Genomic DNA, 12,318 nt, shown 5'->3' with positions numbered 1-12,318 from the left:
AATGTGAGCTATTTATGGCAATGACCGCACGCCAACGGGCCAGGGTAAGCCTCTACGTCCAGGGCGGGATCTTCGTAGTGGCCCTCGCTGCCATCATCCTGGCCGTGGACTGGAAGACCATCGGCACCAGCGTCTTCAACTTCGGCAAGATCGGTCCGATGTTCCCGGACATCTTCCTGTCCGGCCTCAAGAACACCCTCATCTACACCTTCCTGGGCTTTGTTGTCGGTCTTTCCGGCGGCTTGCTGCTGGCACTCATGAAGTTGTCCAGCTTCCCGCTCTACCGCTGGATCGCCACCGGCTACATCGAGTTCTTCCGCGGCATCCCCGCACTGCTGGTCTTCATCGCTTTCGGCTACGGCGTTCCGTTGGCGTTTGGCGTGCAGTGGAACGTGACCATCGTGGTCATGATCTCCCTGGGCATGGTGGCCTCGGCCTACATCGCCGAGACCCTGCGCGCAGGCCTCCAGGCGGTACCCAAGGGCCAGCTCGAGGCGGCCCGGTCCCTGGGCATGCCGCACTGGCGTGCCATGGTCACCATCGTGATCCCCCAGGCCTTCAAGATCGTGCTTCCTCCGCTGACCAACGAGGTCATCCTGCTGACGAAGGACTCCTCGCTGATCTACGTCCTGGGCCTGACGGCATCGCAGTACGAACTCACCAAGTTCGGCCGCGACGGTATTTCCAGCCTCGGTGCCGGCCTGACGCCGCTTCTGGTCGCCGGCGCGTTCTACCTGGTGATCACCATCCCGCTGAGCCTCCTGGCCCGGAAGTTCGAAAGCCGCTCCGCGCGGACCAAGCGATAGGCAGGGAAAGCAATGAACGACGTCGTCAACAATCCCCGCGGGGGAACGGCAACCGTCCACGCGGCGGGCGTGTCCATCACCGGCCTGCGGAAGTCCTATGGCTCGAACGAGGTCCTCAAAGGCATCAGCCTGGACGTTGCTCCCGGTGAAGTGGTGTGCCTGATCGGGCCATCGGGGTCCGGCAAGTCCACACTCCTCCGCTGCGTCAACCTGCTGGAGCAGCCCAACCAGGGCAGTATCCAGGTGGGCGGCTTCGAAGCAACGGACCCCGACGTGGACATCGACAGGATGCGCCGCAAGGTGGGCATGGTGTTCCAGCAGTTCAACCTGTTTCCGCACCTGAACGCCATGCGCAACTGCACCGTGGCGCAGACCAAGGTGCTCAAGCGTTCGCAGGCCGAGGCGGACAAGGTGGCCCGGCACAACCTTGAGCGCGTGGGCCTTGGCCACCTGGCCGACCGCTTCCCGGATCAGCTTTCCGGCGGCCAGCAGCAGCGCGTGGCGATCGCCAGGGCGCTGAGCATGGACCCGGAATTGATGCTCTTTGACGAGCCCACGTCCGCACTGGACCCGGAGACCGTGGGCGATGTCCTCTCGGTCATGCGCAACCTGGCCCAGGAGGGAATGACCATGCTGGTGGTGACCCACGAGATGGCCTTCGCCCGCGAGGTGGCCGACCGCGTGGTGTTCATGGACGGCGGCGTGGTGGTGGAGGAGGGTGTGGCCGAACAGGTCATTGGTGCCCCCACCCAGCCCCGCACCAAGGAGTTCCTCCGCCGCGTCCTGGATCCCACGCACATCGAGATCGAGGAATAGCCCTCCGCTTTTCGATGCCCAAGTTCCCTGGCGCTGCCGTTATTTCGGCAGCGCCAGGGAACTTTTGCGTCCTGGGGTCATGTGGCCGCTACTGCCCGGAGAGCACGCCCTCGACTGCGGCGGCCACGGCTTCCTTGATCCGGCCGTGAAGTTGCCTGAGCAATCGGCGGTCAGTGCGGACCTCCACGATGCTGCGCCCCTGCACGGGCCGGGCCAGCGCTTCGGCGAGTCCCGCCGTCGTACTTACCAGTGAATGTCCGACGCCGTATGCTGCGGCGAGTGCCGCGATGTCCACCGAGTGCGGGGTGGCAAAGAGGCGTTCGACGGCGTCCCCGTAGCGGCCGCCCTCCTCCACTCCCCCGTGCTCCAGCAGCCCGAAGATGGCGCCGCCGGAATCGTTCAGGACCACGATCCGCAGGTCCGGCTGCTCCTCCCCTGCGCCGAGGAGGAGGCCGCCGGCGTCGTGCAGGAAGGTGACGTCGCCCATCAGGACGGTGGTCTCCTGGCCTCCGCCCAGGGCGATGCCCGTGGCGGTGGAGATGGTGCCGTCGATGCCGGCGAGGCCGCGGTTGGCGTAGACGGTGGCGGCAGGATCAGCCGCGGGCAGCCCGGCGAGGTCAACGTCACGGATGCCGTTGGAGGACCCCAGCAGCAGCTGGCCGCGCGTGTGCTTCCACACCAGTGCGGCGACGGATGGACCGGTGGCGGCGGCATCCGCGGCCACGACCTGGTCCAGGGCATGCTGGGCAGCCGAGGCGGCAAGGAGCCAGGTGTCCAGCCAGGCGGCGGTCCCGCGGCCGGCGAAATCGGCGAGGTCCGCGAGGTTTTCCAGCGGCAGCTCGGTGCGGCGCCCGGGCTGGTACCAGGCGACGGGAACCGGCTGGTACAGGGCGGATTCAACATCGGCGCGAGCCAAAAGGGCTGCCACCGGACGGGACAGGGTGGGCCGGCCGAACAGCACCACGCGCTCGATGGGCTGCGCCGAACCGGGCCCGAAGTGTTCCAGGAGCAGCCGGTACGGGCCCACCGCGTTCGGGCCGAACCGGGAATTGGAGGACGGCTCGGCCAGCAGCGGCAGGTTGTGGGCGCGGGCGAAGGCCTCGGCGACCGGCCCGGCGTCGTGCCCTGCCAGCACCACCGTCCGCCGCACCGGCAGGGTCCCGGGCGCCGGCGGCAGGTTCATGACCAGCGGTTCGGCGCCCACCCGGTAGCGTTGCCGTTCCACCAGCGCCGGCAGTTGGTCCGACGGGGCCGGAACCAAGGGGTCGCGGAACGCGAGGTTGAGCTGGACCGGGCCCGGCGGCAGGTCCGGGAACGCGCCGGTGGCCGCGGAGAGCCCGGTTTGGACGGCCCGCGCAGGACTGGTCCCCGCAGGAACATCAGCGGCGAACCGGACCTGCTCGCCGAACAGATCCGGCTGCACCGTGGTCTGGTTGGCGCCGGTCCCCCGCAGCTCGTCGGGCCGGTCGGCGGAGAGGACAATCAGCGGCACGGCGGCGTGGTTCGCTTCCATCACCGCAGGCATCAGGTTTCCGACGGCGGTCCCGGACGTGGTGAGGACGGCGGCGGGCGTGCCGGTGGCCAGCGCCAGGCCCAGCGCCGTAAACCCGGCAGACCGCTCATCGATCCGGACCAGGAGGTCCACCCGGCCAGCGGCCGAGGCCTCGGCAAGGGCATACGCCATGGGTGCCGACCGGGAACCCGGCGAAACCACCACGTGCCGCACGCCGCCGTCGAGCAGGACGTCGACGGCGATCCGCGCCGCGGCAAGCGCGCTCAACTCAGGTGCTTCCAACTCAGGGGCGTTCGGTCCAGATTCGTTCGGCAAAGTCACCCAATCAGTCTCCCACCCCGAACCCCGCCCTTATTCCCGCGTTGCTCCATCACTTATGGTCCCTAAACCGGGGTTTTGGGGACCATAAGTGATGGAGCAACGAAGGGGTTAGCCGCGGAACACCTGGACCACCGCGGGACGGGGCGCGCGTGCCTGGCCGGGGGCCGGCGTCGCACCTGCCGGGACGTAGTCCGGGAAGTAGGAGTTGGGCGCCTCGAAGGTGCCGTCCTCGCCCGGGTGCTGGACGGCGACGAACACCGTACGCTCGTCGTCGTGGATGACGGGGCCGCAGGTCTCGGCGTCGCGGGGAACGGAGAGGAACTGCTCCACCTTGCCGCGTTCGGCGCCGTCCAGGGTGACCTTGAAGAGGCCATCGTTGTAGCCGATGCCGGAGGGGGCGCCGTCGGTGGAGATCCAGAGGTTGCCGACGGAGTCGAAGGCCACGTTGTCCGGGCAGGAGATGGGCGAAACCTTGTCCACGGGGTAGCCGGAGAAGTAGGTGACGTCGCCCTGGGCCGGATCGCCGCAGACCATCAGGAGGGTCCAGTTGAACTTTGTGGAGGACTGGCCGCCGGTTTCGGTGATTTCCACGATGTGCCCGTCACGGTTCTGGGTGCGCGGGTTGACTTCCGTAGCGCCTTCCGTGGTGCCGGTGCCCCGGTCCGAGTTGTTGGTACAGACCACGTAGACCTTGCCGGTGTGCAGGCTGGGCTGGACGTCCTCGCAGCGGTCCATCTTGGTGGGGCCCACCTTGTCGGCGGCAAGGCGGGTGTACACCAGGACCTCCTCGACGGACATGCCGGGGACGGCGGACTTGCCGCCGACCACCAGGGGCAGCCATTCGCCGGTGCCGTCGAACGCGCCGTCGGAAGGAAGCGCCCCGGTGCCCGTGATTTCCGCAGCCGGCGAGTTGCCGGTGAACCTGGCGACGTAGAGGTCGCCCTCGGAGAGCAGGTTCATGTTGTTCTTGCGGTCGGCAGCCGATGTACCTGGACGGTAGGTCCCGGCAGAAACGAACTTGTAGAGGTAGTCGAACTTCTCGTCGTCGCCCATGTAGGCCACCACGTGGCCGGACTCGGCCACGATCACGTTGGCGCCCTCATGCTTGAAGCGGCCCATGGCGGAGCGCTTCTTGGGGGTGGAGGTGGGGTCGAACGGGTCGACTTCGACGATCCAGCCGAAGCGGTTGACCTCGTTCTCGTAGCCGGGGTTGCGGGTGTCGAAGCGGGGGTCGTCGAGTTCCCATTGCCGGGCAGTGGGCTTGGCGGTGAGGCCGTAGCGCTTGTCGCTGGCCGAGGTCCCCCCGGCCACGAAGTAGCCGTTGAAGTTCTCCTCACCGGAGAGGATGGTGCCCCAGGGGGTGGTGCCGCCGGAGCAGTTGCCCAACGTGCCCTTGATGGCGCGGCCGGAGGGGTGGGCCGCGGTCTTGACCAGAGCCGAGCCGGCAACGGGGCCCGTCAGTTCGTAGGTGGTGTCGGAGAGGTAGCGGCGGTTCAGCGGCGCGCCCTTGACGTAGCTCCACGGCTTCGTGGTGTTCTTGCGCTCCAGCTCCACAACGGCCAGGCCATGCGCGGCCCGGCCGATTGCGCGGGTTTCCCTGGCGTCGTAGCCGGCCGGAACCATGATGTTCTCGTTGGTGTACTCGTGGTTGGTGAACAGCACCGCGCGGCGGCCCTTGCTGCCTGGGATGTCCACGATGTCCGTGTAGTCGTTGTTGTAGCCGAACTGGCGGGCCTGGGCTGCTGCGGTCTGGTTGTCCAGGTCGAAGTCGGGTGAGTCAGCGAACAGCGGGTCACCCCAGCGGATGATGGGCTGCCAGGTAAAGCCTTCCGGAACCGTGAAGGCGTCAACGGCCTTGTCCACGGGCTTGATGGCGGTGAACTTCAGCTTGGATTCGCCAAAGCCTTCCTTGGCGGCCTTGGACAAGCCGGCAGCGGAGGCGGGTTCGGCGGAGGTCACGGCTGAGCCGAGGACGACGGCGAGGGCACCGGCGGCTCCCATGCCCAGGGCGGCGCGGCGGGACAGCGTCGCGGAGGCGATGTCGCGGAAGTAGCTGTTGGAGCTCGTGTTGCAGACATCGCCGGCGCAGGCATTGTCACACTTGAGCGCGCAGGTAACGGGGCTCCGCTTGCCCTTGGTGTGGCCAAGCATGGGCAGGAGCGGAAATTTGCGGGCAGTTTCAGACATGGGAACCTTCCAAGGAATCTCACTGGGGTGCCCGACCACCATTCCAGCCGGTTCCTACGGGAAGCCATCAACTGGATGAAGTTATGGTGAACCGCCCATGACCTGCAGGAACGTTCCCACCACGGCAGTTACGTGGCCCCACGCCGGCCGGGTTCCCTGGCCGAGCTTGCGAGGTTAGGGTGCCGGTGGGGAGCAACCGATGAGGCGAGGAGGGCGTGGACGCGGCGGAGCCGGGCCAGCCACCAGTCCCGGCGTTCCGCGGGAGCCGCAAACTGCTCAAGCAGCCCGGCGTCGGCCGCAACGTCGCGGAGGCGGATGGCGCCGTCGTCGGCCACCAACGGATCCAAGGTGACGTCCGATTCGAACAGGGACACCGTTCCCAGGCCGCAGGCATACGGGAGCTCCGGCAGTGCCGCCGCAAGCGCCAGGCCGGCGCGGATGCCCACGGACGTGTCCAGGGCAGAGCTGACGACGGCGGGAAGTCCGGCCTGCGCCACGATGTCCAGGGCGCGCCGCACTCCCCCAAGCGGTGCCACCTTGACCACAATCAGGTCCGCCGCGCCCGCACGGGCCACCCGGAGGGGGTCGGTTTCCTTGCGCACGCTTTCGTCCGCGGCGATCAGCACCGGCGTACCGGCATCCTGCAGCCGGGACCGGACCTCGGCCAGGCCCTCGATGGAGGGAACCGGCTGCTCGGCGTACTCCAGCCCGACGGCGGACAGCCGCGTCAGTGCCTTCACCGCGGTGGGCACGTCCCACCCGCCGTTGGCATCCACCCGGATGGCCGCGTCCGGCAATGCGGCGCGGACGGCCCCAAGCCGGGCAGCGTCCTCGTCCAGGGACTGCCCCTGCTCGGCAACCTTGACCTTGACCGCGTCCACCCGCCCGAACCGGGCCAGCACGTCCGGCACGCGGTCCGCTGAAACGGCGGGCACGGTAGCGTTCACCGGGATGGACGGACGCAAAGGCGGGGGAAAGCCCTGCCAGCCCGCTTCGATGGCGGCGGTCAGCCACCGGGAGGCCTCGGCGTCGCCGTACTCCGGGAACGGGCAGAACTCGCCCCAGCCCGCGGGGCCGCGCAGCAGCAGGGACTCGCGTTCCATGATGCCGCGGAACTTCACCCGCATGGGCAGGCTGACCACGTAGGCGCCTGACAGCAACTCATCCAGTGGGGGGATCCGGGAATCGCGGGCAGGCATGGATTCACTGTACCGGCGGCACCGCATGCGGCAGCCAGGAAACAAGAGCTATGTGGACAACCTAGATCCACTTGTTGTGCTTGAACGCAAAGTACAGGACCAGTCCCATGGCAGCCATCACGCCCAGCGCGTAGGGGTAGCCGTAGGTCCAGCCAAGCTCGGGAATGCTGGTGAAATTCATGCCGTAGATGGACGCCACCAGCGTGGGTGCAAAGAGGATGGCGGCCCAGGAGGAGATCCGCTTGACCTGCTCGTTTTGTTCGAAACTGGACTCGGTCATCCGCTGCATCTCGTCGTTTTGCCGTTGCGCCACCAGTGCGGCGTTGACTGCGAGGGCATTCTGCAGGAGGGCCCGGAAGGACGCCACCCGCTCATTGAGCCGGAGGACGTGGTCCAGGACGTCGCGGTAGTGGTTCCGGAGCTCGGCTGCCTGCTCGCGGTCCGGAGTCCCGGACATGAGGGCGTGCAGGATCCCGGCCAGCGGACTGGTTGCGCGCTGGAAGGTGATGACCTGGCGGGAAAGCTCATAGATCCGGCGGGAGACGTCCGGGTCTGCGCCGAAGAGGTCGTCCTCGATCTCGTCGATGTCGTTCTCCAGGCCCGCAGCCACGGGTTCGTACTCGTCCACCACCTGGTCCAGGATCCCGTAGAGCACGGCGTCGGGGCCGAGGGCCAGGAATTCCGGCATGGACTCCATGCGGCGGCGGACCTTGGCCAAGTCCGGCGATTCAGCGTGCCGGACCGTCACCACGTACTCATCGCCGGCAAAGACATGGATCTCGCCGAAGTCCACCTTTTCCTCGTCGTCGCGGTACCTGGCGGGCCGCAGCACCAGGAACAGGCACCCGCTGTAGTGTTCCAGTTTGGCCCGCTGGTGGCCCGCTAGCGCGTCCTCGACGGCAAGGGGGTTGAGGTCGAATTCCTCGCCCACGGATTGCAGCTCCCCGGCATCGGGCCGGTAGAGCCCGATCCATGCCATGCCCTCCCGCTGGCGGAGCAGGAAGTAGGTCTCGTCAAGGTCCCCGGGGTCCTCCGTGCGGAGCCCGTTCACATAGACGGCATTGTCGATAATCGTCACGGCTGCGCCTCCCGCTCACGCTCCCACTCGTTCAGCAAGGCCGGCAGCCGGGAGTTGAGGAACCGGTAGAACCGCGCCATCTCCGCTACGCGGGTCCGGGCCGGTGATCCCTCCGGGAGGGTTTCGGCGGTGGCATCCGTCAGGGCCGCGAGCTTTTCGTAGGCGGGGTTGTTCCGCATGGACACCACGTACCATTCGTCCTCATGCAGCGCGTACAGGTCGCGGCGGCTGCCGGGCTGCGAAACCCGGTGGACGAAGCCCACGGTCTGCAGGTACCGCACGGCTCCGGACACCGCTGCGGCGCTGGCGCCCAGCCGCTCCGCGAGCTCGGCGGCCGTGAGGCTTGCGTGCTCGGACGACACGAGGGCCAGCAGCGTCCGGGCCGGCATCTTCGGGAAACCCGCCGCGGCGAATGCCGCTGCGGTCCTTTCAGCAGCAGTGGCGGTTTCCCCGGCGGCCCCCGAGTCAACAGAGGCCCCGCCGGTCGCCTGGGCATAGCGGCCGGCGCGCACCCCGGCGTCCGTACTCATGCGGAACCCACCTCCCGCCGGCGCATCATCACCACAGCCAGCACGGCCGCGAGGGCGGCGATGCCCAGCATCCACCAGGCACCGCTCCAATCCGTGGCGTCCCCGTGCGGAACCGGTGTGTGGCTGAACGGGGACAGGTCGCGCACGCGTTGGTCCAGGCCCAGCATGCCGCCGAAGATTCCCAGCATCACACCCAGGGCCAGCAACCCCCAGCTGGCGCCAATGGTCGCGGCGGGCCACACGACGAACACCAGCGCGGGAACGGAGAGGTAGATCAGCGCTGCCGGCAGTTGGGCCAGCGCGGTTTCCCACAGCGCATCTGCCGGCATGGACATATCGCCGGACCCGTTGAGCGTGGCCCACGCACCCACACCTGTCAGGCCGACCACCAGCACCACGGCCGATGCACCCAACAGCAGGTAACCGGCCAGCCACCGGACCCGCCCCACCGGAGCGGCCAGCAGGAGTTCGGCGGTTCCGGCCGCCTCCTCCTGCCGCGCCCTGATCACCGCCTGCAGCGCACAGGCCGCCGCCAGGACCCCGGCCATCGAGAAGATCACTGAGACCATGAGCTGGGTCAGCGAGGTTCCCTGCGACTGGAGCATGGCCCGCATGACTGCCGTGATACCCGTCCCGGGCGTATCGAGTGCGGCCACCGCTTTGCCCAGCGACCCCGCGAGCAACCCCAAGGCGAGCCCGCTCAGCGCCCAGCCGATGATCGATCCGCTTTGCAGCCGCAAGGCCAGGGCCACCGGGCCCGCAAGCCCTGCCCGGGCGGCGGCTCGTCCCGGCCGTGCACCCCAGACGCTGGCACCGCTGTCACGCGTGCGCAGGATGAGCCAGGCGGCGGCGAGACAGACGACGCCGAGCCCCACCGGCAGCAGCAGCGGCCAGCCGCGGTTCCCCGAGTAGGCGAACGTCTGCTGGCCCCAGCCGATGGGTGAGAACCAACTGGCCGCCCCCTCGGTCATGGTGGTTCCGTCGGGGCCGGGCGTTCCGGTGGCATCCCCGATGCCGCGCAGGACGTAGGCAAGGACAACCAGCGCGGCAGAGACGCCGTTCGCGCCGCGCGACGTCCCCATGAACTGGGCCACCAACAGCCCCACGCCAAGGAAAGCGAGGCCGACGGCGCCCGTTGCGGCTCCGGCGGTCAGGGAACCTTGTGGGTCCAGGCCCTGGGCCGCAAAGCCGGCGAATACGGCGAGCGCCACGAGGATGTTCGCGGTGACCCCGTGCAGCAGGGTGGCGATAGTGGGCAGCAGGCGTCCGGCAGGTGTGGCGGCCACCAGTTCCGCCCCGCCGGATTCCTCGTCGGCGCGGGTGTGGCGTACGGCCAGGAAGGTGCTCATCAGGCCGGCCAGGAGGGCAAGGAACGCGTAGATGAGGAAGAACGTGAAGGCCCCCTGGTCGGCGCCGCGGGGCAGTCCGCGCAGCATCAGGATGGCGGGGGTGGCGATGGCCACCTGCAGGATCTCGGTGCGGGCCGCCACATTGCCGTAGGTCTGGGTGACGGCGGCCGCCGCGAACAGTGCGAACGCCCCGATGGCCACCACCCAGCTCACCAACTGCCAACGGTCCCGCCGCAGGCGCTGCCCCCAGAGGACCAGAAGGACGGCCATGTCAGCTCCGCCCCCGTACACCGGGCAGGTGCCGCCGGGGACCATGGCCGTCTTTGTCGGGTTCGGGGGCGTCCTGGCTCAAGGTGGCCGCCGCATCCCCGTAATGCCGCAGGAACAGCTCCTCCAGCGACGGCGGGACAATCGTCAGGCCCTGCACGCCCAGTGCGCCCAGGGCGGGAAGCAGCTCCGCGATCCGGTCCGAGTCCGCGCCGAACCGGACCCGCCCGGCGTCGAGCGTCAGGTCATGCACGGCACCCAGCCCGGCGAGCGACTGCGTGTCCAGGCCGTCCGAGGCGAAAGAAACCTCGGACCTGGTGAGGTGCCGCAGCGAGTCCAGCGTGCCGCCGTCGACAATCCTGCCGGCGCGGATGATGCTCACGCGGTGGCACAGCGCCTCCACCTCGGAGAGGATGTGGCTGGAGAGCAGCACGGTTGCACCGCGTTCGACGGCGGCGAGCAGCTCCCGGCGGAAGACCTCCTCCATGAGCGGGTCAAGGCCGCTGGTGGGCTCGTCCAGCAGGTAGAGCTCGGCTTCGGTGGCCAGGGCCGCGATCAGGGCGACCTTCTGCCGGTTGCCCTTGGAGTAGGCGCGGCCCTTCTTCGCTGGATCGAAATCAAACACCTGGCACAGCCGGTCCCTGCGCTGCCGGTAGGCGGACCCGTCCGCGGTGCCCCCGCGCAGCCGGGAGAGCAGGTCGATGGTTTCGCCGCCGGAGAGGTTGGGCCAGAGCCGGACGTCGCCGGGAACATACGCCAGTCGCCGGTGCAGCTCCACGGCCTGGGTCCAGGGATCGAAGCCAAGGACGGTGGCGGAGCCGGAGGTTGCCCTGGCCAGGCCCAGCAGGACGCGCAGGGTGGTGGACTTGCCGGCGCCGTTGGGGCCAAGGAAGCCGTGGATTTCACCGTGCCGGACTTCGAGGTCGAGCCCGTCCAGGGCCCTGACCCGGCCGAAGTGCTTATGCAGATCCACAGTCTGGACAACGGTGTTCATGTTCCAAGTCTTCGAAGTTTTCACAAAGTTGTGAAGGTACTAAAGTCCCCACTATGAGCCCCGGCAAACCCCCGTCCAGCGACCACGCCACCCGCTCATCCACGGCACCGTTGTACGCGGCGGGGTTCGTCACCGCTTTCGGCGCCCACAGCATCGCGGCCGGGCTGGGCTCGCAGAGCGGCAACATCGGCCTGACCCTGCTGAACCTCGGCATCCTGCTGGCCCTCTACGACGTCGCCGAGGTGTTCCTGAAACCCGTCTTTGGTGCGCTCAGCGACCGTATTGGTGCCAAACCGGTGGTCGTCGGCGGACTCGTCGCTTTCGCCGCCCTGTCCCTGATCGGTTTGGGCGCCGCTGACCCGTTGATCCTTGCCCTGGCCCGGCTGGGACAGGGGGCCGCCGCGTCAGCCTTCTCGCCGGCGTCGTCCGCCATGGTGGCAAGGATGGCCAGCGGCGGGAAAGCCGGCACCTACTTTGGCCGCTACGGGTCCTGGAAGAGCCTGGGTTACATTATCGGCCCGCCGCTGGGGGCCGGCCTGATCCTGGCCGGTGGCTTCCCGCTGCTGTTCGGAACGCTGTCGGCGCTTGCGGTGGTCACCGCCGTGTGGGTGCTGGTGTCCGTGCCGCACCTGGCGCCGCTGCCGCGGAAGCGGTACACGGTGCTGGACCTGGCGCGGCAGGTGGGCGAGCGCCGGTTCCTGGTCCCCACGCTGGTGCTGGCCGCCTCCACGGGAGCGCTGGGCGCCGCCGTCGGCTTCCTTCCGGCGCTGGCCACGCGGCACGGCCTGGACGCTTTCGCCGGCACGGCAGCGGTGAGCGTGGTGGCGCTGGGTTCGGTGCTGACCCAGCCATGGATCGGGCGGCGGCGGGACCGGCACGCCGTCACGGACAACAGGGGTACGACGGCGGGCCTGCTGCTGATTGCCATGGGCGTCGGCCTGGTAGCGGCGGCCCCGGGCGTGGTCACCATCTTTATTGCCGGGGCATTCATTGGGGTGGGGATCGGCGCGGTAACCCCTCTCGGTTTCGCCCACCTTGCGGACACCACCCCGCCGGAGCGGATGGGCCGGACCATGGGCTCGGCGGAACTGGGGCGTGAACTGGGAGACGCCGGCGGACCCCTGCTGGTGGGCGGCATTGCCACCGCCACGGCGCTGCCGTTCGGGCTGGGCGTACTGGCGCTGCTGGTGGCCGCGGCGAGCATCCCCCGGCTGGACCCGGTCCAACCCACCCCCAACCCCTAAGGGGCCTTCCAGCT

General features: G+C 68.7%; 10 protein-coding genes. 3 read left to right on the top strand and 7 right to left on the bottom strand.

Annotated features, from left to right (window positions below):
* Window positions 1-14: 14 nt before the first annotated feature.
* The gene (locus QFZ57_RS10010) at window positions 15-806 is read left to right on the top strand and encodes an amino acid ABC transporter permease (protein ID WP_306899933.1); all 792 of its coding nucleotides are present in this window, start codon (window positions 15-17) and stop codon (window positions 804-806) included.
* A 12-nt stretch (window positions 807-818) separates the two neighbouring features.
* Window positions 819-1,622 (top strand): amino acid ABC transporter ATP-binding protein, encoded by an 804-nt coding sequence (locus tag QFZ57_RS10005; RefSeq protein WP_306630284.1) that lies wholly within the window; start codon window positions 819-821, stop codon window positions 1,620-1,622.
* A gap of 88 nt (window positions 1,623-1,710) precedes the next feature.
* Here the strand turns inward: QFZ57_RS10005 and menD are convergent, their stop codons facing one another.
* From menD to QFZ57_RS09970, 7 genes are all read right to left on the bottom strand, one after another.
* The gene (gene menD / locus QFZ57_RS10000) at window positions 1,711-3,450 is read right to left on the bottom strand and encodes a 2-succinyl-5-enolpyruvyl-6-hydroxy-3-cyclohexene-1-carboxylic-acid synthase (RefSeq protein ID WP_373461304.1); all 1,740 of its coding nucleotides are present in this window, start codon (window positions 3,448-3,450) and stop codon (window positions 1,711-1,713) included.
* A gap of 114 nt (window positions 3,451-3,564) precedes the next feature.
* Entirely contained in the window at window positions 3,565-5,643 is a 2,079-nt protein-coding gene (locus tag QFZ57_RS09995; RefSeq protein ID WP_306899928.1) for a PhoX family protein, read from the bottom strand.
* 128 nt (window positions 5,644-5,771) lie between these two features.
* Complete coding sequence (locus QFZ57_RS09990) at window positions 5,772-6,842, bottom strand: o-succinylbenzoate synthase (protein WP_306899926.1); 1,071 nt, start codon at window positions 6,840-6,842, stop codon at window positions 5,772-5,774.
* A gap of 61 nt (window positions 6,843-6,903) precedes the next feature.
* Window positions 6,904-7,920 (bottom strand): magnesium and cobalt transport protein CorA, encoded by a 1,017-nt coding sequence (locus QFZ57_RS09985; RefSeq protein ID WP_306630280.1) that lies wholly within the window; start codon window positions 7,918-7,920, stop codon window positions 6,904-6,906.
* Entirely contained in the window at window positions 7,917-8,450 is a 534-nt protein-coding gene (locus QFZ57_RS09980; RefSeq protein ID WP_306899924.1) for a GbsR/MarR family transcriptional regulator, read from the bottom strand. The genes QFZ57_RS09985 and QFZ57_RS09980 overlap by 4 nt, the downstream gene beginning before the upstream one ends.
* Window positions 8,447-10,069 (bottom strand): ABC transporter permease, encoded by a 1,623-nt coding sequence (locus QFZ57_RS09975; protein ID WP_306899922.1) that lies wholly within the window; start codon window positions 10,067-10,069, stop codon window positions 8,447-8,449. The genes QFZ57_RS09980 and QFZ57_RS09975 overlap by 4 nt, the downstream gene beginning before the upstream one ends.
* 1 nt (window position 10,070) lies before the next feature.
* Window positions 10,071-11,060 carry an ABC transporter ATP-binding protein gene (locus QFZ57_RS09970; protein ID WP_306899919.1) on the bottom strand — a complete coding sequence of 330 codons (990 nt, stop codon included), beginning with the start codon at window positions 11,058-11,060 and terminating at the stop codon, window positions 10,071-10,073.
* Window positions 11,061-11,113: 53 nt separating this feature from the next.
* Here QFZ57_RS09970 and QFZ57_RS09965 point away from each other — a divergent pair, with 53 nt between their 5' ends.
* Window positions 11,114-12,304 (top strand): MFS transporter, encoded by a 1,191-nt coding sequence (locus tag QFZ57_RS09965; protein WP_306899917.1) that lies wholly within the window; start codon window positions 11,114-11,116, stop codon window positions 12,302-12,304.
* Window positions 12,305-12,318: the final 14 nt, after the last annotated feature.

Source organism: Arthrobacter sp. B1I2 (assembly GCF_030816485.1).
GTDB lineage: Bacteria > Actinomycetota > Actinomycetes > Actinomycetales > Micrococcaceae > Arthrobacter.
Note: the sequence above shows the minus strand (reverse complement) of the source record. Positions and strands in the feature narration are given on the sequence as shown.